Below are 23289 nucleotides of genomic sequence, written 5' to 3'. Positions count from 1 at the left end.
GGTTACCCCTTGCTTGCTCTGTTTGCGATCAGATCATCGACCACGGATGGGTCCGCCAGTGTCGAGGTATCCCCCAGCGCGCCAAAGTCATTCTCGGCAATCTTGCGCAGAATACGGCGCATGATCTTGCCAGAGCGGGTTTTGGGCAGGCCCGGCGCCCATTGGATGACATCGGGGCTGGCGATCGGGCCGATTTCAGTCCGCACCCAGGTGCGCAGCTCTTTCAGCAAGTCGTCCGAAGGCTCGCGGTCGTTCATCAGGGTGACATAGCAATAGATGCCCTGGCCCTTGATGTCATGCGGGTAGCCCACCACGGCAGCCTCGGCGACGGCCGCATGGGCGACCAGCGCGCTTTCGACCTCGGCGGTGCCCATGCGGTGACCTGAGACATTGATCACGTCATCGACGCGACCGGTGATCCAGTAGTCGCCGTCTTCGTCGCGGCGGCAGCCATCACCGGTAAAGTAGTAGCCTTTGTAGTCCGAGAAATAGGTCTGCTGAAACCGCTCGTGGTCGCCCCAGATTGTGCGCATCTGACCGGGCCAACTGTCTTTGATGCACAACACACCCTCAACGCCATTGCCGGTGATTTCTTCTCCAGACTGTGGATCCAGAACCGTGGGCACAACGCCAAAGAAGGGCTTCATTGCTGAGCCGGGTTTGGTTGCATGGGCGCCGGGCAGGGGCGTCATCAGGTGGCCGCCTGTCTCGGTCTGCCACCAGGTGTCAACGATAGGGCAACGGCCGCCGCCAATCACATTGCTGTACCAGTTCCAGGCTTCGGGGTTGATGGGCTCACCTACGGTGCCCAGCAGGCGCAGCGAGGACAGATCGCATTTCTCGACCCATTCATTGCCCTGACCCATCAGGGCGCGCAGCGCAGTAGGGGCGGTATAGAACGGGTTGTCCTTGTGCTTTTCGCAGACCTGCCAGAACCGGCTGGCGTCAGGGTAGGTTGGCACCTCCTCGAACATCAGCGTTGTTGCCCCATTGGCCAGTGGGCCATAGACGATATAGCTGTGGCCAGTGACCCAGCCCACATCTGCCGTACACCAGTAGATGTCGCCATCGTGGTAATCAAAGGTGATCTCATGGGTCATCGCGGCATAGGTCAGATAGCCGCCAGATGTGTGCACCACGCCCTTGGGCTGGCCTGTTGAGCCCGAGGTATAAAGCACAAACAGCGGATCTTCAGCGTTCATCTCGGCAGGTTTCCAGTAGTCGTCCGCCTCAAGCGCCATCTCGTTGTAGTCAAAGTCGCGGCCATCAACCCAGGTGGTCTGGCCACCGGTCCGTTTGACCACCAGACATTTGACCGTGTCTTTGCAATGCAGCAGTGCCGCATCGGCGTTTGATTTCAGCGGTGTTTTGCGACCACCCCGTGGGGCCTCATCGGCGGTGATCACCACCTTGGCCTCTGAGCCATTGACCCGTGCGGCCAGCGCATCCGGGCTGAAGCCGGCAAAAACAATAGAGTGGATCGCCCCGATGCGGGCACAGGCCAGCATGGCATAGGCGGCCTCGGGGATCATCGGCAGATAGATGACAACCCGGTCGCCTTTGCGCACGCCCATGGTTTCAAGAATATTGGCCATGCGGCAGGTACGGCGGTGCAGCTCTTTATAGGTGATGTGCTGGGCGGCCTCATCCGGATCATCAGGTTCAAAGATGATCGCGGTCTGGTCGCCACGGGTTTCAAGATGGCGGTCGATACAGTTGGCCGAGACATTCAGCGTGCCATCGGCATACCAATTGATCGATACCTCGCCAAAATTGAAATTCACATCCTTCACAGTGGTGAAGGGTTTGATCCAGTCGAGACGTTTGCCCTGCTCTCCCCAGAAAGCCTCCGGATCTTTCAGCGAAGCGGCATACATCGCCTCGTATTTGGCATTGTCGACATGGGCGCGGGCAACGGTTTCGGCGGATGGCGCGTGGGCCTGGCCCTGGGGTTGCTGTGTCATGCTGGTCTCCTCCCTAGTATCTTGTCCCTGGTATCTGGTCAGTCTGACACACCACAACTGACTGGCATGAGTGTCAAACTGTTTCCTCCCTTGCCGCCAATCATAGGGTGAGTGGAAAATAAGTGAATAAGATACGGGAAAATAACGATTTGCTTGTAAATGAATTTCCCTTCAAGGGGGTGATTTGAAAATTTGTTACCAAACTGTAAAGAAAAACCGTTGAGAATATGGATATTGTGAGTCAACGGTCCTGTGTCAAAAGTTTCACAATCTGACAGCAAAAGGTTGTGGAAGAGGGCCAGTCCGTCATTTTTCAACACTTCTGACCTGCGGCATTTTGTGCCTTGCGCCTCTGTCTGCGTAGAAATTGCGATTGTTTTACGCAACTTTCTTGCGTTTCCGTCTGGGCCCAGGACCGAATGAGACCGGGTAAGGCCGGGCAAGACCGGATAGGCGGGTGGTGACCAGATCGTGTTTCACCCATAGGTGGAATCTCACCCAATGTGCTGCGGTGCGGGCTTGGCAGCTCGCAGAGTTGCCGTTAGCCTGTGCGCAAGCGCCTGCCAATGAGCGGCCCTTCAGGGGCGGCCAGGCGGGGACAGGCGCAACATGGGAGATGTATATATGAAGACGATTTTGACTGCTGCTGTGGCGGCTGCTGCTGGTTTTGCGCTTGTCGGAGAGGCGGCAGCGACGGAATGGAATGTTTCTGTCTGGGGCAAGCGCCGCGCCTTTACCGAGCATGTGGAAAAGCTGGCTGAGCTGGTGAGCGCCAAAACCAATGGTGAGTTCACCATGAACATCAGCTATGGCGGTCTTTCCAAGAACAAAGAGAACCTCGACGGTATCTCTATCGGTGCGTTTGAGATGGCGCAGTTCTGTGCCGGCTATCACCGCGACAAAAACCCATCCATCACCGTGCTTGAGCTGCCCTTCCTCGGCGTGAACACCCTGGCAGAAGAAGTGGCCGTCAGCCATGCGGTCTATGCCCATGAGGCAGCGCAGAAAGATCTGGCGCGTTGGAATGCAAAGCTGCTGATGACCTCGCCTATGCCGCAATATAACATTGTTGGTACAGGTGCTCCGCGCGATAAAGTGTCCGAGTTCAAGGATATGCGGGTGCGTGCCACCGGCGGTATCGGCAAAGCCTTTGCAGCGGTTGGCGCGGTTCCCACCTCGGTGACAGCGACCGAGGCCTATAACGCGATGGAATCAGGTGTTGTTGACACCGTGGCCTTTGCGCAGCACGCCCATCTGTCTTATGGCACCATCAATCGCGCTGAATGGTGGACTGCCAACCTCAACCCAGGCACTGTCAACTGCCCTGTTGTGGTGAACACCGATGCCTATGACGCCCTGAGCGATTCTGAACGTGCCGCACTGGACAGCTCGGTTGGGGAAGCGATCGACCACTGCCTGGCCATCTACGGCGCCCTGCTCGAAAAGTGGGATTCCGTGCTGGAAGAAAAGGGCGTGACCAAGGTCATGATGTCCGAAGACGAGTTGGCAGGCTTTCGCGCCACTGCGGCAGATCCCATTCGCGAACAGTGGATCAAAGACATGGAAGCCCAGGGCATTCCAGGCCAGGAGCTTTATGACCTGGTGATGAAGACCCTCAACGACGCCCGCGCCGGCAACTACGCCGCGCCTGTGACGGCTCGGGGCTGAGAGGGATCTCTCGGCCCCGTTTCGTTTTTTGGAACTCTCTGAGAGAAAGGTGGGACCCATGGCGGGAAACGCCGCGGTTATGGAAGATGGCAGTCTGATCAGCCGTCTCGACCGCAAACTGCTGCAGCTTGAGCAAGTCTTTGCGCTGCTCAGCGGGCTTGCTGTCTTTTCACTTATGCTTCTGGCGGTGGTCTCGGTTGGGGGGCGCAACGCCTTTAACGCGCCTTTGCCGGGCTATGTGGACTGGATCGAACAGGCCATGCCGCTGATCGCCTTTATGGGCATCGCCTATGTGCAGCGTGATGGTAGCCATATCCGCATGGATATCGTGGTTGGTGCGCTGCGGGGACGGGCGCTGTGGCTGTTTGAGCTGATCTCGGTGCTGTTGATGCTGGTGCTGATGCTGGCGCTGGTCTGGGGCAGCTGGTCACATTTCGAGGGGTCGTTTGATTTTGCCGCCCCTTTGTGGAGCCGGGACAGCTCGATTGATATCAGCCTGCCGATCTGGCCCGCAAAGCTTTTGGCGCCGGTGGCTTTCTCTGTGCTCTGCCTGCGGCTGATGCTGCAGGCCTGGGGCTATGGGCGCGCTCTGGTGCAGGGGCTGGACACACCGCCAGCGGTGCCTTTGATCCAGGATGCTGCGAAACAGGCTGCGGCCGAGGCAGAGCAGCTCGTCGGTCATGACAATGACGCTTTGAACGGGCAGGGGTAGAGCCATCATGGAACCTATTGAAATTGGCCTTTGGGTCACGGGCTTTTTGCTGGTGCTTGTGGTCCTGGGCATGCGGGTGGCCTTTGCGGCTGGCCTTGCCGGTCTTGTCGGGCTGGTCTGGATCTTTTGGGCCAAGTTTGGCTATGATCCCGCCCGTTTTGGCAAGGCGCTGACCATTGCGGTGAAAACCGCAGGCCAGGTGCCACATTCCAAAGTCTCAAGCCAGGCGCTGAGCCTGATCCCAACCTTCATTCTGATTGGCTATCTGGCCTATTACGCTGGCCTCACGCGCGCCTTGTTTGAGGCCGCCAAGCGCTGGATCGCCTGGTTGCCCGGCGGGCTTGCGGTTGCGACGGTGTTTGCCACCGCAGGCTTTGCAGCCGTCTCTGGTGCCTCTGTGGCAACCTCGGCGGTCTTTGCCCGTATCGCTATCCCCGAGATGCTGGCGGTTGGCTACAATAAACGCTTTGCGGCGGGCGTTGTGGCGGCGGCCGGAACCCTGGCCTCGCTGATCCCGCCCTCTGCCATTCTGGTGATCTATGCCATTATCGTAGAGCAGGACGTGGGTAAGCTGTTGCTGGCGGGCTTTATTCCCGGTGCCTTTAGTGCGGTGGTCTATGTGCTGCTGATTATTGGCATTGCGGTGATCTTCAAAAACGTCGGCCCGCCGGTCACCGGCTTTACCTGGCGCCAGCGCTTTGAATCCCTGCCCGCTGCCCTGCCGATCGTCTTTGTCGTCGTGATCATCATCTGCTTTGTCTACAACCCCTTTGGTGGTGACGCCTGGGGCACGCCAACCGAGGGCGGCGCATTGGGCGCCTTTGTGGTCTTTTGCATGGCGCTGTGGCGCGGCATGCGCTGGAGCGAGTTCAAATCGGCTTTGCTGGAGACGGCTAAGCTCACCGTGATGATCTTTACCATCATCTGGGGCGTGCTGATCTATGTGCGCTTTTTGGGTTTTGCAGACCTGCCGGGGGCGTTTTCGGATTGGATCACCAGTCTTGCGATGTCGCCTATGGTGATCCTGATCTGTATCCTGCTGGCCTATGCGGTGCTGGGGATGTTCATGGATGCCATTGGCATGCTGCTGTTGACCCTGCCTGTGGTCTACCCGGCGGTGATGGCGCTGAATGGCGGCGAAAGCGTGGCTGCTGTGGACAGTGCCTTTGGCATGTCAGGGCCGATGTGCGCCATCTGGTTTGGCATTCTGGTGGTGAAAATGGCTGAGTTCTGCCTGATCACGCCGCCAATCGGCCTCAACTGTTTTGTGGTGGCTGGGGTGCGCGATGATCTCAGCGTGCAGGACGTCTTCCACGGCGTGATGCCCTTTTTCATCGCGGACGGGGTGACAATCGCCCTGTTGGTGGCCTTCCCGGCCATTGTGCTCTACCTGCCAAGCCTGGCGTAACAGCGCCTGTTATCTGTCTGAATTGAAAATGGGCGAAAGGGAAACTCCCCTTTCGCCCATTTTGTTTGTCACTGTTTGAGCAGACGTTCTGTGCTGGTGCAAATTTCCTTTTGCCCGGAATGCAAAGCCATGCAGGGATCGGGGCCGGCCAGGTTCAGAGCTTAGCGCGAAAAACTCATGGGGAGATTGAAGGTGAACGGCTTGCCGCCAAGCTGTTTTGGCGCCGAGGGGAACTTTCCCGCCCGGCTTACGGCTTTGGGGCCGCCTGATCAACCCCCGCCACACCTGAGGATTTGGCAACGCGGTAATTGATCAGCTTGCCATTGGCCGCGACGGTGATGCGCAGCACAACCCGGCCTTTGCCGCGCTGGCCTGAAGGGTACCGCTGGCGGCGTTCTATGCGAGAGCGGATTTTTGCCCCCCAGATGGACTGTAGCTTTGCCTTTTGCCCTGCGGATGCCGTGGCCGTGCTGGCGCCGCCTGCGAGCCCTGCCTCTGCGCCGCCGCCGGATCCGGCCGCCCGTTGCGCGGGACGCCCTGCAGAGGTCTGCTGGGAGGTCTTGGCTACAGGCTGTTTCGGGGCAGGCTGCTTTGGCACAGGTGGCTGGCCACTGGCGGTTTGGGGGCAGGTTTTTCAACCGGCTTGGGCCGCGGTTTGGGTTCCGGCTCTGGTTCTGGTTCTGGTTCCGGCTCTGGTTCTGGTTTTGGGGGCGGCGGCGGAGGGGCTGGCGCCGTATCGACCTCTACCACCTGTTTCACCTCAGGCTCCGCCAGGGCCACCAGAACGGCAACGCGGGGGGCCTCTGCCAGATCAATCTGCGGCATTTGCAGTGCGGTTGGCTGTATGGTCGGCTGTGCTTGTGGCTGCGTCAGATCGGGATTTGTCAGCTGCACCCGAGGGGTAGGACGCTCCCAGGCCTTTACCATTTCTGCCAGGGTGGCACTGGCCGCCTCGATCGAGACCCGCGCATCGCCGCCCGCACCGCTGGACTGCACCCCCGATTGCGGCGCGGTGGCAAACAGGCTGACATGGATAAAGGCCGCAAGACCGGCAAACAGAGTGAACTCGGCAGCGCGTTTCATTCTGGGCGTACCACCAATTCTGCGCGGCTCAGCCCTGCCGCCGCCAGTTTCGTCAAGATGCCCGCCAGTGTTTTGGCCTCAAGCCTGGCATCAGCGCGCAGCACCACCACAGGGGCATTGGCGCTGGACGCGGCCAGCTTATCCAGCGCAGCCTCGCCCTCGGCGCCGTCAAAATGCAATTTGCCGGTGGCGTCGATATAGAGGGTCTGCTCTGCCTTGGTTTCGGCCTCAAGATCAGCATTTGGCGGTGTGACCTCAAAAGGTTCAGGCTGGGCCAGACGCGATGTCATCAAAAAGAAGATGAGCAGCAAAAAAACCACGTTGATCATCGGCACGATGGATTCTGCGCGGGGACGGCGCCGGGGCGGGGAAAAATCCATAGTTTCGCTCACTCCACCAGTACAAAGGCTGTAAAGCCAGCGTTGCGCAGGGTCTGGGTGACAGTGGTGATGCGCTGCAGGTTGGCGCCATCGGTGCCGCGCAAAATGACCAGATCACCGGGTGTTTCCATCAGGGGCGCAAGACTTGCCGCCAGATCCTGTGTGGGCAGACCATTGAGGTTCAGGGTGTCGGGGCCAATACTGACCAGTCTCGGCGGGCCGGAATAGGCGCCGCCTCGTCCTGCCAGCGGCAGCTCAAGCACCGCTTCGGTGCCAAAACGCGACGCCAGCATAAAGAACACCAGCAGCAAGAAGACCACATCGATCATAGGCGTCAGGCTGGGCTTGCGCCGAGGCTTTGGTGCGACACTAAAATGCATCGTTTACTCGGCCGCCATTTGTAATTTGGCCGGGGCTTCTGCCACAAACAGGCGGGTGGCGCTGTCTTCCAGAGCCTGACGAATGCGCATGATGACGGCTTCAAACCATGTCAGCGCAGCCGAGGCCGGGTCGCGACCGCCATGCCGGCAGCAGTGGTCAGCAGGGCTTCCCAGATGCCGCCGGCCAGCAGGGCGGGATCAGCCTTTGAGCCCGCCTGTTGCAGGGCCTGAAAGGCCGCGATCATGCCCAGTACGGTGCCCAACAGCCCCAGCAGCGGCGCGATTGTTGCAATGAGTTCAAGGGCTCCCAGTCCGTTTCCCGCCTGTGCCAGGTGCTTTTTGGCCACGCGGGCGGTTTCCTCACGGGCGCGTGGCTCGGGCAGGCTGCGCAGGGCGTTCAGGCCAGCTGCAACCACTTTGGAGCGAATGCCCATGCGTCCCTGAACGATGGTCAAAGCGGCGTCCGGCTTGCCTGCTTCATAGGCGGCGACAGCTTTGCTGGCTTTGCCACGGGACCAGGCGCCGATCAGGGCCAACCGCCAGATTTTCCACAATGTAAGCGCTAATGTGATTACGGAAAGCGCCGCAATTGCCCAGATGGATGGCCCGCCGTCGCGTAAAAACTTCTGGGCCTTTTGCGAGGTCTCAACCGCCATCTGTTGCAGCTCTTGCTGTCGCGAGAGCGGCTGCACGGGGGGCAATTCCACCGCCTCTGTTGCCTCTGATACATCTGGCCTGGGGGCCGTTGCCTGACCGGGGGCTGAGGTCTGTGCCGCATCAAGCGGCTGCGGGGCAGGGCTGGCAGCCGCGTCCGCCTGGCTGGAGACAGCCGGAATATCCGGGCTCTGGGCCTCGGTGGGGACGGGCGCGGTGAGGCTGGCTCCGGTGCTGTCCAGCACGGGAGCTGTAAGCTGGGGCGTGGCCTGGGTCGCTGCAGCCGCTGGGCTTTGCAAAGTTTCCGGTTGTTGCACCGCTTCCTGCGCAGAGGCGAGAGAGCTGGTGGCAAGCAGCAGCAGCAGGGCGAGGGGGATGGTTCGACTCATGGCTTGCTCCAGTAAGCAGCGATATAGCTAGTGCCCGCCGCCGGAGGGGAGGCTTTGATGGCCTGGCGCACAGGCGTCACATCGCTTTTCTCGCTTGCGAACCAAAAGCAATGTGCCGGCTGCGCTGCACGGGCTGACAGGGCGCGTTCGGCAAGATCGGAGGCGTCACGCCGAACGCGCCAGGTAAGCTGCACGCCCTTAGGGGCGCTGATGGGATAGCCACAGGCCTCACCTTCGGCCGCGACAAGGGTGGCCTGACCCTGACTATCCGCTGGAAGGCTCGCAAGAATACGCGCGGCCGCCGGAAAGGCGGTTTCATCGGCAAACAGCAGGATGTGTGACACCTGAGGGATGCCGCCGCCGCCTGGTCCGGCTATGGCCAGAACCTCGCCCACCGAGGCACTGCGGACCCATTCGGTGGCGCGGCCACCGTCGTGCAGAAAAATGTCAAAATCCATCAGCCCCGCCTGACGGTCTATCCAGCGGGTGGTGTAGACCGGACGATGCAGTGCATTTTCGCCTTTGGGCCAGACTGTTGTGCCATTTTCCGACAGGCTGGGCCAGACGGGCTCGCCGCATCCGGCTGGAGGCAGAACCAAGCGAAAGTGAATGGCATCGTCTTGAAAACTGCTAAGGTCTTCTCCGTTTATACGCACCCGCAGGAAGGCCGTACCAATGGGGGTAATCGACTGCACGGTGGTGAAATGCAGGTTGGGCGGCAGAGACGCCTGTGTCGCGCTGTCCGACCAGCGCAGAGCCTTTGCAGCCTCAGGCAACAGCTGCTCAAGGTTTTCGCTAAAGCCGTCTTTCAACATAAACAGCCGGTCCGGAAGCGCGGCGGATATGTAAACCGAAAAGCCATTCTCCTGCGCGGTAATCCGGAGTTGGCCAAAGGAAGCGACCTCAACGCACAGAGCGGTATCCGTGTCCTCGCGGATCTGCAGCTCATGCTCGCGAGCCTGCTGCGCCATGGCCTGACGCAGGGTGGAAAATGAGCTGTCGGCCTGATTTGCCAATGTCAGGGTTGCATAGGCTTCGATGGGAAAGCTTGGATTTATCGTCATGCTGCTGTCCTATTCAGGGATGACATGGGGGTGCCGCGCACCGGAGCCGAGATATTCTGGCAGGTGAGGCCAAACAGGTGGGGCCAAACAGGTGAGGCCAAAGCGCTATTGCGTGTTTTGGCCTTAGCCACTTTGGCAGGGGGGGCTTTGACAAAGAGCGCAGCTGCGCCCAAAGCAAGCATGTGGCTGGGCTGTTGGCGCATTTGAGAAGGCAAAAGGCGCCGAAGCCAGGATGCGGCCTGGAGCCCGTTCATCTTTAGCTCATCTCGGGCAGGAGCACGAAGGGGCCGAAGAGCGGCGACGATTGCAACAAGTTTTTGGCGCACCAAACTGCTCCAATGCGCTGCAAAAGGGCGGTGCCTCTACAGCTGTTGAGTGGTTTGGCTGGATGTTGCAAGGGACGATCACCGTCCTGACATCTGGCTTCGAGAAAAAGGTCTGAGATGGACCCATATTTTTCCTTACTAGTTTTGTCAAGAATGGAGCCATGTGGCATCAGAAGATATCCTGGAAGACATCAATCACAGAAATGCACATTTGCTTGGGCGCGTTTGGTCAAGAATGCAGCCCGCATTCTGTCGTTCCACCGTTCCACGAGGTGATCGCTCTCGAAGATCACGCAGGCATTCCTGTCAGTTCGCGTGTTAATCAGTTCGCGTGTTGGTCAGGTCACGTGTTGGGAGGCCTCGTGTGTAAAAGCACCGCTGTTCGGTTTGGTCCTAACGGAGCCAGCCGTGTTCATTGCGATGTCGCAAGGCAGTCGCGCGCGCTAGGCAAACAGGGCCTGCGTTTGTGTCGCAATTAGACCCATTCAAAGCTTCCGGCGTTGGCAGGCAGACGCTCGTTCAAGCGGCGTAGCTGCGCACACTCTTTGCGTCGACCTTAAGGTGATAGGCTTGGCAGGTTTCCCCCCCCACATCGATGCGAGGGCCGGCCGGAGAGGTCGTCAACCCGGTTTTGCGCATCAGCAGCCGGGCCGTCACGGTCGTAGGCAAAGGTAGGAGTCAATCTGCCATTTCTCGGCCAGGCGGGCGAGGTTAAGTCCTATTTCTCCCCTGACGCGCATTCTTTCTCGGCTGCTCAGAGTGTCTGCGACAAAAACCCTGCTGACCTCCCATATGCCGGGATCCTGAGGCGCGGGTGCGTCAAGAATATCTGTGGGCATCTTTGGCAGCAGTCCGAGTTGCGCATCGCGCAGCATGTAGCTTGCAGCAATGCTATGCGCGGTTGTTGGCGTCAGTCGAAGCCCACCGTGGACCGTCTCGCCGTCATGAATGGCGCAATAAATGCTCTCTGGCGTGTCGTATTGATCGAATTCAAGGCCGCGGACATTCGGAAGATCCCAGCCCAGAGTTTCGATGAAATGGTGATGCCTTGCCCGCAGTAGCGCGGTGAAAAGAGTTCCGGTTTCGCCTAAATTGTCGAAGGTTATTTCTGTTGACTGCATCAAAGTGCCTGACCATTTTTTGCCGTCTGTGAACCGCGTTCAGAGGGTTTTTTTGAAGATGTAAAACAGCTTTTGCATGTAATCGTAAATTTTTTATTAATTTTTAACGATACGAAGCCACGTGGCCAACCCTGATTTGAAACTGTCAAAACTGCTGTGCTCTATGCGGTCAATGAGGGTCTGGTGGCAAGGGCTGTCTGGCGCATCTTTTTGCAGGACCAGGTCTCACAGGTCGCCTGTAAAGGCTGTTTGGCTTGTGATCTGCTTTGCGCAAATGGATCAGGAAAGGCACAAATGCTGCCTGCTACGGCCCAGACCTACATCTGTTGAATGATTATGTGATTTAAGGGGTTAGAAGAGGCCTAAGGCAGCGGCGCTATAGAGCTTTAAGACGCAGGATGAGAGGGTGGAGCTGGTTTGCCGGTACAGATCCGGAGTGGGCCCGGCTGGGTCATGTTCTTGGTTTGCATCATCGCTCTGCGCAAGGGAAGGACGTTGCGTAACTTTTGCTTAACCATGTGGGATGCGGCGCGCTTGAGAGGAGCATATGTGTCTTAAACGGCGAAAAGGCTGCAGATTGACACCTTTTACGCTGAAAGCGAGGTCGCTGCAGTTTTAGGCGCACATCTTTTGGTTGATTTTGGATTGTGTTCCAAACGTCCCTCTCATTTGGCCATTTATAATGAAACGGCGCGGCGGAACTGTCTGCTGTTCAGGCCGGATCGAACCCAACGCTGCACACTCTACTATGCTCAGGTCTAGGGCCTCCGTCTACAGAATGGGCGGGAAGCGGGCATATGCACAAAAGTCGCCCAACCAAGTGGCATGACGCGGCAACATCGGCCCAGAGCCACCGTTGCTCGGTCCGCAAGGCGCTGCATCGCAGTTTCACCAAACCAGCCATTCAAACTCTTTTTGTGCCAATTGATAGCGCGCAAGCTGCGTCGAAAATGGTCACCGCAGCAAATCGCAGGGTGGCTCAAACGCAAATATCCTGATGAAGAGCAAAATTGTGTGTCACACGAAACGATATATCGTAGCCTCTATATCCAAACCCGAGGGGTTTTGAAGAAGGAATTGCAGGAATGCCTGCGCAGCCCGCGTGCTATCCGACGCTCAAGACATGCCACTCAAAAGGGCCTTGAGTTGCGCAAAATCAAAAATGCTGTTTCGATTCCCAATCCGTCTGGGTGTCGGATGTGATCCAGATCCTAGGCGATGATGTGAGTGAGGGCTTGCGATTGAACGAATGCGCTGTTCAGCCTGCCGCCAAAAGAACGTCAAAGAATACAGGATCACCAATCTAGGTGGATCTGCAGAGGCGATGCGAGGTGCTGCGCAGGTTGGGCCAGGGCTCACTTCGCCTGACGATTTATAGAACTGAACAATTTTGCGGCGGAAGATCTCGGCTTCTACTCTAAAATCTGCGGTACACCTTCAACGTAACCCATTGAAAATTATAGGGCGTTGTTTTTGATGTGCGGTATAGCTATTTGCTTGAAAACATTCGTTTATAGCGGTGGTGGTAGGCCCGGCAGGATTTGAACCCGCAACCAAAGCGTTATGAGCGCTCTGCTCTAACCGTTGAGCTACAGGCCCGCTGGGGACGTGGTTAGAAAAAGGCTGCGGGAAGGTCAAGCGATGATTGCAGTTGGAGGGTGCCTGCGCGCGATTGATGCAACATGCAGCGCCTCCAGGCGCGCAACAAGGCTGTTGATCACCACCTCATGGCGTTTGTCAAAGCTGTGCCGGGAGGGGTAGACCGCAAAGATATCCTTGCTCTGGGGCGGGTGGGCGGGAAGCACCGCCTCAAAGCGTCCGTCTTGCAAGGCCTCCTCAAGAAACAGGCGCGGTGCACGGGCATAGCCGGTCTGATTGGTCACGGCGCGGATGATCAGATCGGGATCATCGGCGGTAAACCCTACGTGGACCGGCGCCTGATATTCGACACCGTTGCGCATCAGAGAAAAGTAGCCGCCAGTCTGATCCTCATGGTGCTGAATGAATTTCAACCGTTTCAGCTCGTCTGGCCCCTCGGGGCGTCCCGCCTGGTCAAGGTAGGCAGGCGTGGCAAAGAGCACAGTTTCCATCTGTGCGATCTTGCGCGCCGTGCCTTCGGTCTCTCCCAGGGTGCCAGAGCGGATCGCCAGGTCGATATTTTCGCGCACAACGTCAATCAGGCGGTCTTCCAGCTTCATCACAATATCAAGGTCAGGGTAGGCCTGATTTATGTCCAGCAGCACCGGGCCCAGGATGATACGGCCAAAAAAGGTGCTGGTGCTAACCCTGAAGGTGCCCGAGACACTGTCTTCCAGCGCGCTCAGCTCGGCCCGCATACGTTCATAGCCGGACAGCAGTGTCAGGCCCTGAGCATAGACCAGCTGCCCGGCCCGGGTTGCTTTCACGCCTGTGGCACTGCGCAACAACAGCTGTTGTCCAAAGAGCCCCTCCAGTTGCTTGATCTGAAGGCTGACCGCAGGCTGGCTCAAGCCGCGGCGCTGGGCGGCGCGATTGAGGCTGCCTTCGTCCAGGGCAATGGTAAAGGTTTCCAGAAGTCCCAGCCTGTCCATGATCCGCTCTCACTGTTGTGGTTTTACCTATAAGCATTGCTGATAGGTGATATCGGCATTGTCTCCCTACATGTCGGGCGGAGACCAGCCTAACTCTGTATCGCAACCAAATACTGGTTCTGACATATTGGAGATTCTTATGACGATCAATCGTAGACACCTGTTGCAAGCCCTTGCAGCTGCACCTGTTGCCGCCGCAACCCTGCCTGCTGCGGCCAATGCCTCTGCCCAAGCCTCAGCGATAGCTTCTGCGCCTTCAGCGTTTCACCGGTTCAAGATTGGCGAGGCCACAGTGACTGCACTGCTGGACGGGCATCTGCCGCTGGGTACGCAGTTGATTCCAGACTTTGACGCCGACAAGGCCAGTTCAGCCCTGAAGGGGACCTTGTACCAGTTCAAAGACAGTTCCCTGCAGGTGCCGGTGAATGGCTATCTGGTTGAGCACGGCGGGACATACACGCTGGTTGATACCGGCGGCACACCGCAGATGAGCCCGGCGCTGGGCGGGTTGCACAGTGCTTTGGCGGCAGCGGGCGTAACCCCAGAGCAGATCAGCACCGTGGTGATGACCCATTTGCACCCCGATCATACCGGCGGCCTGTTGCTGCCCGATGGCAGCGCGGCATTTGCCAATGCCGAGCTGGTGGTCTCTGAGGTTGAATGGGGCTTTTGGCACGATGACGCGATCCTTGCGGGCGTGCCTAAGGGCAGTCAGGGCTTTTTCCACGCGGCCCGCATGTCGGTGGCCCCCTATAAGGATCGCCTGAAGCTGATCAAAGGCGAGGCTGAGGCCGCGCCGGGCCTCACGGCTGTACCCTTGCCGGGGCACACGCCGGGACATACCGGCTTTATGTTGGATGGGGGGAGCGAATCTCTGCTCATCTGGGGGGATCTGGTGCATATGACGGCGCTGCAGTTCACCTATCCCGACTGGACCATAACCTTTGATACTGACGCGCAACAGACAGCCACAACCCGGCGTCAGATGATGGATCGCGCCGTGGTCGACAACCTGCTGGTGACGGGCATGCATCTCGACTTTCCCGGCCTGGGGCAGGTGAAGCGGGCAGGCGAGGGCTATCGTTATCAGGCTGCCCCCTGGCAGTTTGGCCAATAAGGTAGCACTCGCGCTGAAAATCACCGCCCCATCGCGCGACATGATGCGCGCGGTGGATTCCCTTGTTTCTTTCTGCATCACCTTGCGATAAAGGCTGCGCAACCAGTTTGAAGGAGCCAAGAGATGACCAGTGGCAAGAACGGTTTGACCTATGCAGATGCAGGTGTGGACATTGACGCGGGCAATGCCCTGGTGGACCGCATTAAGCCGGCCGCCAAGCGGACCAACCGGTCCGGCGTGATGAGCGGATTGGGCGGATTTGGCGCCCTGTTTGATCTTAAGGACGCAGGCTATAGCGACCCTATTTTGGTGGGGGCCACCGATGGTGTCGGCACCAAGCTGCGTATCGCAATCGACACAGGCGTTGTTGACGGTGTGGGCATCGATCTGGTTGCCATGTGTGTCAACGATCTGGTCTGTCAGGGCGCCGAGCCTTTGTTCTTTCTCGACTACTTTGCCACCGGCAAGCTCGAGACCGAAACGGCCGCGCGGATCATCGAAGGGATTGCCGAGGGCTGCGTGCGCTCAGGCTGTGCGCTGATCGGCGGCGAGACCGCCGAGATGCCCGGTATGTATCCCAAAGGCGATTTTGACCTTGCGGGTTTTGCCGTGGGGGCAATGGAGCGCGGCACAGCGCTGCCCGAAGGTGTGGTTGAAGGCGATGTGCTTTTGGGGCTGGCCTCTGACGGGGTGCATTCCAACGGCTACTCCCTGGTGCGCAAGCTTGTTGAGCTGTCTGGCCTTGGCTGGGACGCTGACTGTCCCTTTGGCGAGGGCGCGCTGGGCGAGGCTCTGCTGACCCCGACACGGCTTTATGTAAAGCAAAGCCTCGCGGCGGTGCGGGCCGGTGGTGTGCATGCGCTGGCGCATATCACCGGCGGCGGTCTGACTGAAAACCTGCCACGGGTTCTGCCCGATGATCTGGGCGCGGATATCAATCTGGATGCCTGGGAGCTGCCCGCTGTGTTCAAATGGATGTCCGAGGTCGGCGGCATTGCCGAGGCAGAGATGCTCAAGACCTTTAACTGCGGCATTGGCATGATCCTGTCGGTCTCGGCGGATCGCGCCGATGAGCTGGTGGCGATTTTGCAGGATGAAGGCGAGACCGTCAGCCGCCTGGGTACTGTCACGGCAGGTGTCGGCATGCGCTATGCGGGCAAATTGCTGTGAGCGAAAAGAAGAAGGTCGCCATTCTGGTTTCGGGAGGCGGCTCCAATATGGTGGCGCTGATCGAAAGCATGACAGGCGACCATCCGGCCCGCCCCTGTCTGGTGCTGTCAAATGACGCCGAGGCAGGCGGGCTGAAAAAGGCAGCAGCAGCGGGGATTGCCACAGCAGCAGTAGACCATCGCCCCTTTAAGGGCGACCGGTCCGCCTTTGAGGCCGAGCTGGTGAAACCCATTCTGGAAGCAGGCGCCGATATTGTCTGTCTGGCCGGGTTCATGCGGGTCCTGACCGAAGGGTTTGTGGCCCCGTTTCAGGGGCGCATGCTGAACATTCATCCCTCCTTGCTGCCGAAATACAAGGGGCTGCACACCCATGCGCGCGCATTGGAAGCGGGCGACAGCGAGCATGGCTGCACCGTGCATGAGGTGACGCCAGCGCTGGATGATGGCCCCATTTTGGGACAGGCGCGCATTGCCGTTCTGCCAGGAGATACCCCTGAGACGCTGGCCGCGCGGGTTCTGGTGCAAGAGCACAGGTTGTACCCGGAGGTGCTGCGCCGTTTTGCCTCTGGGGACCGCCGCCAGGTGGTGTTACAAGGCTGATCTGGAGATTTGCATTGCGGCCAGCAAAGGCGTATCACCATGCGCAGCCAACCACTGTAGAATACCAGAAAAGTCGTGATATATGAAAACTCTGACCACCACCGACGAGCTGCAGGCCTTTTGTGAAGAGGCGGCAAAACACCCCTACGTGACGGTCGACACCGAGTTTTTGCGCGAACGCACCTATTATTCCAAACTCTGCCTCATTCAGCTGGCATTTGCCGGCGATGGCGAGACGGATGCCGTGCTGGTGGATCCGCTGTCTGATGGTCTGTCGCTTGAGCCGCTGTATACCCTGTTTCGCGACGAGGCCGTGGTATAGGTCTTTCATGCCGCGCGTCAGGATCTCGAGATTTTCTGGGTCGACGCGCATGTCTTTCCCAAGCCCCTGTTTGACACACAAGTTGCCGCCATGGTCTGCGGCTTTGGTGATCAGGTCGGCTATGAGACTCTGGTGCGCAAAATCGTCAAAGAGGGTGTCGACAAAAGCTCTCGCTTTACCGACTGGTCCCGCCGCCCGCTGAGCCAGGCCCAGCAGGCCTATGCGCTGGCGGATGTGACGCATTTGCGGAATGTCTATGAGTTTTTGGCCGCCGATCTGGAACGCAGCGGCCGCTCGCACTGGGTTGCCGAAGAACTTCAGGTGCTCACCCACCCGTCCACCTATGATATTCAGCCAAAAGATGCGTGGCAGAGGGTGAAATCCCGCACCTCCTCCGGGAAATTCCTGGCTGTGGTGCGTGAGCTGGCAGCCTTTCGTGAGGACTATGCCCAGACCAACAATGTGCCGCGCAACCGGGTGTTCAAGGATGATGCGCTGGTCGAGCTGGCCTCGACCAAGCCGCGCACCGGTGCGGATCTTGGTGGCTCTCGCTTGCTGCTGCGCGAGGCCCGTAAGGGCGCCATTGCCGATGGTATTTTGCAGGCTGTTACCAATGGGATAAACTGCCCCGCTGACAAACACCCAAAGGTCGATCGCAGCCGCCACAAGATGCAGGTTAACCCGGCGCTTGCCGATCTGTTGCGGGTGCTGCTGAAGGCCAAAACCGAATCTGCGGGGGTTGCTGCCAAACTGATTGCCCCAAGCGCGGATCTGGATGCCATTGCCGCCGGGGAACGCGATGTTGCCGCTCTGACCGGCTGGCGCCATGAGGTTTTTGGCGAGGACGCGCTGCGCCTGTGCAATGGCGAGATCGCCCTTGCGGCCAAGGGACAATCGGTAAAGGTCGTTACGCTCTAGCACCCTGTCACGCTAAGGCACCCTGTCACGCTGTACTTACTCTGCTGCACATCCAGGCGCGATGCTTTCAGCCTTGTTGCTCTGCTTGGTGCAAAGAGGCGCTGGGCGACAGACACAAAAGAAAACGTGGGCTCAAAACAAAACGCCCGGCGGCTGCGTGCCCCGGGCGTTTTGTTGTTTTCGGTGTTGATTTTAGCTGAAACTGAGAACGCCTGGCCTAGCGACGGCGGGTTTCACGGGCGTTCTCAGCGCCGCTCACCCGGATCAGTCGAATGCCCTGCATGTCTTGGTCGCTCACGGTGACGGCCGCCTGCACTGTGCGGCTGTGCGGTGTGCCTGTCGCGGTGGCGGCTTCCGGGTAGAGCACCATAAAGGTATATTCGAGCGTGCCGGCCTCCGCGTCGGGCAGGCGGCGCAGATCTATTTTGTAGGCACCCTGACGTTCGGCAATGGCGGTCACATGAATAATGGCGCCGGTTTGGGTTGGCTCAACACGCAACTGACTGATCTGTGCCACCGGAACGCTGAGGTCTTCTTTCTCAGCGCGGGCAAAGATGCTTTTGGCTCTGCGCTGTGGGATCAGCGTATTTACATTGGGGTCAGCCGAGCCCGGGACCGGTGCCGTTTTCGAATTTCCGAACCAGTTGCCCGGGTTCCCGCGTGAGTCCCGCCAGCCGCCACAGCCCGCAAGTACAAGCGTGCCCGCCAAGATGAGTGCCAAGGATTTGCGCATGTCGTCCCGCCCGTCTTTTAAGTCTGTTTGATTGTGGTTACCCGATTGCGCGGCGCTTGAAAAGCTGTTGAAAAACATGGGCAGGCGGCATAGGTGCAGCACTGTTGATTTACGACACAGCTGAGAGGGACTCCGGTCATGGCCAGCGCCGCATTTGAAGAGATCGTTGAAGACTTCGAATTCCTGGAGGACTGGGAAGACCGCTACCGCCATGTGATCGAGCAGGGCAAGGCGCTGGAGCCACTGCCAGAGGCTCTCAAGGTGCCTGCAACCAAGGTCGATGGCTGTGCCAGTCAGGTCTGGATGCATCCGGTGATCGAGGAGGGGCGCTTTCACTTTGATGGCGCAAGCGACGCACTTATCGTGCGCGGCCTCATCGCGGTGCTGCGCTGCCTGTACAAGCTCGGCCTCACCCTGGACGAGGTCCTGGCGGTGGATGCCCGGGCCGAGCTTGAACGTCTGGGGCTGAACGAACATCTGTCGGCCCAGCGGTCCAATGGGGTGCGGGCGATGATTGAACGTATCCGCGAGACTGCAGCGGCGCAGATCTAAAGCCGCAGGCGAGAGAGGCCAAAGAGGTCAATGAGGCCTGAGAGGCCGCAAAACACCAGTGCCGCAGGTCTGGGACAGGGGGCCTAGAGCGTTTCGCCCTGCAGGGCAGGCGGCGTTTTTGCCCAGGATTTTATCGTGGTTTGCAACTCGCCATAGCCGGTGTGACGGTGCTCCAACGCAAGGCCCATGCGGCTGGCGCAGTCGCGCGCCTTTTCCACAAGGTCAGGGTCGCTAAGCTGCGATTGATAGATCAGCTTGGTATAATTGCCAAAAATCATCTCGCGCAGCTCAGGAGCCCGGTCCAGCCCCATGGGGCGCCAGATGAAGGCATCAAACTGTTTCACCAAAAAATCAGTGAGATAAAAGGCTGTGATTTCGCCCGCGTCGCTCTGAGCCGCAAAAGTATCGTTGCCTTCAAAGAAGGAATAGCAATGCGGCCCGGCCACCATCTCGACCCCTAGCTGGGCACATTTCTGCGCCAGGGTGCCGCCGGTGCCACAATCGGCATAGACGACGCAGATCTGATCATAGCGGGAGCGATGCTGCAGCACGGCGTCTTCAACGGCAAGGGTGATCTGATCCGGGTAGAGATGCAGTTTTGCCGGCAAACAGGTCAGATCAATGTGATCCAGCCGGTTGATTTCCTTGATGGCAAGGATCTCACGCGCAAGTGCGCCGCAGGCAATCAACAGGATGCGGCCGGGCTGTTTCTCAGGCGCGGCTAAACCCTGTTCGCCAACAGGGGCTGCGTCGGGTTTTCGCTCACTGGTTTGGTTGCTGGGGGGACGAAATGCAGCCCGCTCGGTCAAGCGCGCTGCACGTCCTTTGCGTGCCAAATCAGGCGCTCATCCGGTTGTGCTTGCGCGCAACAAAGTCCTTGGCCATCTCAACGGCAACGGCTGCGTCACGGCAGTAGCCGTCAGCGCCGATGGCCTTGCCAAATTCTTCGTTCAGCGGCGCGCCGCCAACCAGAACAACATAGTCGTCGCGCTTGCCCTGTTCGATCATCGTGTCGATGACGACCTTCATGTAGGGCATGGTGGTGGTCAGCAGGGCAGACATGCCCAGGATATCCGGCTGATGTTCTTCCAGCGCTTCCAGATAGTTCTCAACCGGGTTGTTGATGCCCAGATCCACGACCTCAAAGCCGGCGCCTTCCATCATCATGGAAACCAGGTTTTTGCCGATGTCGTGAATGTCGCCTTTGACGTTGCCAATCACCATAGATCCCATACGCGGCGCGCCGGTCGCGGCCAGCAGGGGTTTCAGAATGGCCATGCCACCCTTCATCGCATTGGCAGCCAGCAGCACTTCGGGGACAAACAGGATGCCGTCACGGAAATCGGCGCCAACGATGGTCATGCCGCCGACCAGCGCTTCGGTCAAAACCTTGTAGGGCTCCCAGTCGCGAGACAAAAGGATCTGCACCCCTTCTTCGATCTCTTCCTTCATTCCGTCATACAGGTCATCAAACATCTGTTGGACAAGTTCTTCGTCGTCCAGTTCCGCCAGGATGATATCTTCTTCTTCTGACATGCGCCTATTCCTTGAGTGGGCGGGGATTCCCCGGCGTGGCCTCGTTCTGCCGACTATTGGGCCATATTGTCGCTGCGAGACTGCAATAATTGCGACATTGCCTTTGTCCAGACCGACCTATAGGGCGAAAAATAGCAGATTGATAATGAAGAATTCGCAAGGAAATCTTCGATTTTTCGGGTTTGTTCTTCATATGTTCCAAAATCACTGTCACAGTGGGTTTATGGAACAGATGATTCACCCGCCGACCCTGCGTCGCAAAGCCCGCGCTAGCCTCAGCAATGCGCCAGGTCGCTTTGATCTGGGCCGTGATGCCATCGACGATGGCTGGGAACAGGATCTCCCGGCTGCGGTGATTCCCACCGAGGTGCGGCTGGAACAGGCGTGCAGCGCGATCTCTTATAACCGCTCGCCGGATTTGCCCTTTGACCGTTCTCTCAACGCCTACCGGGGCTGCGAGCACGGCTGCATCTATTGTTTTGCCCGGCCCAGCCACGCCTATCTCGGTCTGTCTCCGGGGCTGGATTTCGAAACCCGCCTGATTGCGCGCCCCAATGTGGCTGAGGTGCTGCGTCAGGAGCTGTCCAGGCCGCGCTACAGGGTGGCTACTCTGGCCATGGGCACCAATACCGATCCTTATCAGCCCTGCGACCGCGATCATGGCCTCACCCGCGCCTGCCTTGAGGTCTTGCGCGATTTCAATCATCCGGTGGCTATTGTGACCAAGGGCACGCTGATCGAGCGCGATCTGGACGTCCTGTCTGATATGGCCAGTCGGGGACTGGTGCGGGTGGGCATCTCGGTCACCACACTGGATCCGGCTCTGTCACGCCGGATGGAGCCACGGGCCCCAGCCCCGGCCCGCAGGCTGGCGGTGATCAACCGGTTGTCTTCGGCTGGCGTGCCTGTGCGCCTTATGACCTCGCCGGTGATTCCGGGGCTGACCGATCATGAGCTGGAGGCGCTTTTGGCAGCCGGGGCTGCTGCGGGGGCGGATGCGGCCAGCTGGATCATGCTGCGCTTGCCGCGCGAGGTTTCAGAGCTGTGGCAGGACTGGCTGGCAGAGCATGAGCCGGGGCGGGCGGCAAAGGTGATGGCGCGGCTGCGCGAAATGCACGGAGGGCGCGACTATGATCCACGTTGGGGGCAGCGCATGCGGGGCGAGGGGGAATATGACGGCATGATTGGACGCCGCTTTGAGGCAGCCTGCAGGCGTCTGGGGCTGAAGACGGGGACGTCTGAGCTGCGCTGCGATCTGTTTCAGCGGCCACCCCAGCGGGGCGACCAGCTGGGGCTGTTTGATTAAGATGCAGAGATCAGCACACTATTGGCCGAGTGTTGCGCAGTCGTTGCCGCGCATGTGACTGCATGCGCGGCGGCCTGCCATCAGGGTCGCGGGCAGGGCCGGTCTGGATCAGCCTGAGCCGACCTGGTTCAGCCTGGATCAGCCGCGACGGCGGCCACGACGGGTGCGGTGTTCGCTGGCATCTTTTGCATCCGCACCGGTTCCATCACCCGCTGAGGTGAAGGGGCCGAGGATCTCGACAATTTTCTCCAGGCTGGGGCGGTCGCCGCGCGCACGGGTATCCAGTGCTTCGCGCATGTGGCGCAGGTGCTCTGGCATGGGGCCGCAGCAGCCGCCAATGATCTTGGCACCGGCATGGCACGCCATCACCGCATATTCGCCCATCAGCGCTGGCGTGCCATCATAGTGGATATGGCCATCGACGTATTTTGGAATACCAGCATTGCCCTTAGAGATGACCGGGCGTTCTGTGCCCTGGCGGCGAACCCCAGCACGGTGCGCAAAATGTCTGACGAGCCGGTGCCACAATTGGCCCCAAAGGCCAGCGGCGGATTGGGCAGGTCTTCGACCAGTTTGGCCAGATCTGCAGATGTAATGCCCCTCATGGTGCGCCCGGCGGTGTCAAAGCTCATGGTGCCGCACCAGGGCATATCCGCCAGTGCAAAGGCCTCGGCTGCCGCGCGGAACTCTTCTGCCGCCGAAATGGTCTCAACCCAGAGCACATCTGCGCCACCCTCTTTCAGAGCCTCGGCCTGTTCGTGGAACATCTCGACCGCGAGGGCATGGCTCAGCTCGCCAACGGGCAGCATGATTTCACCGGTTGGCCCGACCGAGCCAGCAACGGCAATCTTGCGGCTGGATTTGTCTGCCACCTCGCGGCCCAACTCGGCTGCGGCGCGGTTGAGTTCACGCACCCGTCCCTGGGCGTCATGCAGTTTGAGCCGGGCGGCGGTGCCACCAAAGCTGTTGGTCAGAAACAGATCGCTCCCGGCATCAACCGAGCCCTGATAGAGCGCCATGATCTTTTTGGGCTCATCCGTGTTCCAGAGTTCGGGCGCATCACCGGACTGCAGCCCCATATTAAAGAGGTTGGTGCCTGTGGCGCCATCGGCCAGCAAGACGTCATTTTGCGCAAGAAACTCGGCAAAGAAAGTGTTCATTGAATGTGTCCTGTCAGAAAGAAGAGGCGAGTGATGCGCCGGGGATTGGCCGTAAGACGGGCTGTGAGACTGGCTGTACGACTGGCCGGATAGCTGGCCAAAAGGCGAAGGTGACGTTGCCACGTGCTGTGTCATGAGCGGGGCGTGAGGGCAAATG

At 59.1% G+C, this 23289-nt stretch carries 21 protein-coding genes, 1 tRNA gene and 3 pseudogenes; 10 read left to right on the top strand and 15 right to left on the bottom strand.

Annotated elements, in window-relative coordinates:
• Positions 1-2 precede the first annotated feature (2 nt).
• Together acs and B4968_RS23325 are read right to left on the bottom strand one after the other, a co-directional pair.
• Positions 3-1964 (bottom strand): acetate--CoA ligase, encoded by a 1962-nt coding sequence (gene acs / locus B4968_RS20975; protein WP_083101179.1) that lies wholly within the window; start codon positions 1962-1964, stop codon positions 3-5.
• Between the two features lie 38 nt (positions 1965-2002).
• Entirely contained in the window at positions 2003-2350 is a 348-nt protein-coding gene (locus B4968_RS23325; protein WP_139792956.1) for a hypothetical protein, read from the bottom strand.
• A 238-nt stretch (positions 2351-2588) separates the two neighbouring features.
• Here B4968_RS23325 and B4968_RS20970 point away from each other — a divergent pair, with 238 nt between their 5' ends.
• The 3 genes from B4968_RS20970 to B4968_RS20960 are packed head-to-tail and all read left to right on the top strand — an operon-like array spanning position 2589 to position 5752.
• A complete protein-coding gene (locus tag B4968_RS20970; RefSeq protein WP_083101178.1) occupies positions 2589-3632 on the top strand; it encodes a C4-dicarboxylate TRAP transporter substrate-binding protein in 1044 nt (347 codons plus the stop codon).
• Between the two features lie 58 nt (positions 3633-3690).
• Complete coding sequence (locus B4968_RS20965; protein WP_083101177.1) at positions 3691-4344, top strand: TRAP transporter small permease subunit; 654 nt, start codon at positions 3691-3693, stop codon at positions 4342-4344.
• A gap of 7 nt (positions 4345-4351) precedes the next feature.
• A complete protein-coding gene (locus B4968_RS20960) occupies positions 4352-5752 on the top strand; it encodes a TRAP transporter large permease (protein WP_083101176.1) in 1401 nt (466 codons plus the stop codon).
• Positions 5753-5999: 247 nt separating this feature from the next.
• On the opposite strand, the gene B4968_RS24940 is transcribed toward B4968_RS20960, so the two are convergent.
• The 7 genes from B4968_RS24940 to B4968_RS20925 all read right to left on the bottom strand — a co-directional run bounded on the left by B4968_RS24940 (position 6000) and on the right by B4968_RS20925 (position 11149).
• Complete coding sequence (locus B4968_RS24940) at positions 6000-6350, bottom strand: TonB family protein (RefSeq protein WP_241525905.1); 351 nt, start codon at positions 6348-6350, stop codon at positions 6000-6002.
• The gene (locus B4968_RS24935) at positions 6317-6835 is read right to left on the bottom strand and encodes a hypothetical protein (protein WP_241525904.1); all 519 of its coding nucleotides are present in this window, start codon (positions 6833-6835) and stop codon (positions 6317-6319) included. Before B4968_RS24935 ends, B4968_RS24940 begins: the two co-directional genes overlap by 34 nt.
• Entirely contained in the window at positions 6832-7215 is a 384-nt protein-coding gene (locus B4968_RS20950; protein ID WP_083101175.1) for an ExbD/TolR family protein, read from the bottom strand. Before B4968_RS20950 ends, B4968_RS24935 begins: the two co-directional genes overlap by 4 nt.
• A gap of 8 nt (positions 7216-7223) precedes the next feature.
• Positions 7224-7595, bottom strand: coding sequence for an ExbD/TolR family protein (locus B4968_RS20945; RefSeq protein WP_083101174.1), 372 nt, complete (start codon positions 7593-7595; stop codon positions 7224-7226).
• 110 nt (positions 7596-7705) lie between these two features.
• The gene (locus tag B4968_RS20940) at positions 7706-8638 is read right to left on the bottom strand and encodes a MotA/TolQ/ExbB proton channel family protein (protein ID WP_338153325.1); all 933 of its coding nucleotides are present in this window, start codon (positions 8636-8638) and stop codon (positions 7706-7708) included.
• Positions 8635-9702 carry a siderophore-interacting protein gene (locus tag B4968_RS20935; protein WP_083101173.1) on the bottom strand — a complete coding sequence of 356 codons (1068 nt, stop codon included), beginning with the start codon at positions 9700-9702 and terminating at the stop codon, positions 8635-8637. Before B4968_RS20935 ends, B4968_RS20940 begins: the two co-directional genes overlap by 4 nt.
• A gap of 979 nt (positions 9703-10681) precedes the next feature.
• Positions 10682-11149, bottom strand: a complete 468-nt coding sequence (locus tag B4968_RS20925; protein WP_241525903.1) for an acyl-homoserine-lactone synthase — start codon at positions 11147-11149, stop codon at positions 10682-10684.
• A 915-nt stretch (positions 11150-12064) separates the two neighbouring features.
• Here B4968_RS20925 and B4968_RS20920 point away from each other — a divergent pair.
• Positions 12065-12325: pseudogene (locus B4968_RS20920) on the top strand (IS30 family transposase); the annotation flags it as partial.
• Between the two features lie 347 nt (positions 12326-12672).
• On the opposite strand, the gene B4968_RS20915 reads toward B4968_RS20920, so the two are convergent.
• Both B4968_RS20915 and B4968_RS20910 read right to left on the bottom strand, forming a co-directional pair.
• A tRNA-Ile gene (locus tag B4968_RS20915) sits at positions 12673-12748 on the bottom strand.
• A 35-nt stretch (positions 12749-12783) separates the two neighbouring features.
• Entirely contained in the window at positions 12784-13719 is a 936-nt protein-coding gene (locus B4968_RS20910; protein WP_083101171.1) for a LysR family transcriptional regulator, read from the bottom strand.
• 139 nt (positions 13720-13858) lie between these two features.
• Here B4968_RS20910 and B4968_RS20905 point away from each other — a divergent pair, with 139 nt between their 5' ends.
• From B4968_RS20905 to rnd, 4 genes and pseudogenes are all read left to right on the top strand, one after another.
• Positions 13859-14836, top strand: a complete 978-nt coding sequence (locus tag B4968_RS20905; RefSeq protein WP_083101170.1) for an MBL fold metallo-hydrolase — start codon at positions 13859-13861, stop codon at positions 14834-14836.
• 123 nt (positions 14837-14959) lie between these two features.
• The gene (gene purM / locus B4968_RS20900) at positions 14960-16006 is read left to right on the top strand and encodes a phosphoribosylformylglycinamidine cyclo-ligase (protein ID WP_083101169.1); all 1047 of its coding nucleotides are present in this window, start codon (positions 14960-14962) and stop codon (positions 16004-16006) included.
• Positions 16003-16605: a phosphoribosylglycinamide formyltransferase gene (purN, locus tag B4968_RS20895; RefSeq protein ID WP_083101168.1), complete on the top strand. Its 603-nt coding sequence runs from the start codon at positions 16003-16005 to the stop codon at positions 16603-16605. The genes purM and purN overlap by 4 nt, the downstream gene beginning before the upstream one ends.
• An 82-nt stretch (positions 16606-16687) precedes the next feature.
• Positions 16688-17845: pseudogene (rnd, locus tag B4968_RS20890) on the top strand (ribonuclease D).
• A gap of 217 nt (positions 17846-18062) precedes the next feature.
• Here rnd and B4968_RS20885 read toward each other — a convergent pair.
• Positions 18063-18578: a hypothetical protein gene (locus B4968_RS20885; protein WP_162843581.1), complete on the bottom strand. Its 516-nt coding sequence runs from the start codon at positions 18576-18578 to the stop codon at positions 18063-18065.
• Positions 18579-18716: 138 nt separating this feature from the next.
• Here B4968_RS20885 and B4968_RS20880 point away from each other — a divergent pair, with 138 nt between their 5' ends.
• Positions 18717-19130 (top strand): SufE family protein, encoded by a 414-nt coding sequence (locus tag B4968_RS20880; RefSeq protein ID WP_083101166.1) that lies wholly within the window; start codon positions 18717-18719, stop codon positions 19128-19130.
• 83 nt (positions 19131-19213) lie between these two features.
• On the opposite strand, the gene B4968_RS20875 is transcribed toward B4968_RS20880, so the two are convergent.
• A complete protein-coding gene (locus B4968_RS20875; RefSeq protein WP_083101165.1) occupies positions 19214-19966 on the bottom strand; it encodes a DUF1638 domain-containing protein in 753 nt (250 codons plus the stop codon).
• Between the two features lies 1 nt (position 19967).
• A complete protein-coding gene (locus B4968_RS20870) occupies positions 19968-20666 on the bottom strand; it encodes a corrinoid protein (RefSeq protein ID WP_083101164.1) in 699 nt (232 codons plus the stop codon).
• Positions 20667-20889: 223 nt separating this feature from the next.
• On the opposite strand from B4968_RS20870, the gene B4968_RS20865 reads away from it, so the two are divergent.
• Complete coding sequence (locus tag B4968_RS20865; RefSeq protein WP_083101221.1) at positions 20890-21972, top strand: PA0069 family radical SAM protein; 1083 nt, start codon at positions 20890-20892, stop codon at positions 21970-21972.
• A 138-nt stretch (positions 21973-22110) separates the two neighbouring features.
• Here B4968_RS20865 and bmt read toward each other — a convergent pair.
• A pseudogene (bmt, locus tag B4968_RS20860) lies at positions 22111-23132 on the bottom strand (betaine--homocysteine S-methyltransferase).
• Positions 23133-23289: the final 157 nt, after the last annotated feature.

Source organism: Pseudophaeobacter leonis (genome assembly GCF_002087335.1).
In the GTDB taxonomy this organism is placed as follows: Bacteria; Pseudomonadota; Alphaproteobacteria; order Rhodobacterales; family Rhodobacteraceae; genus Pseudophaeobacter; species Pseudophaeobacter leonis.
Note: the sequence above shows the minus strand (reverse complement) of the source record. Positions and strands in the feature narration are given on the sequence as shown.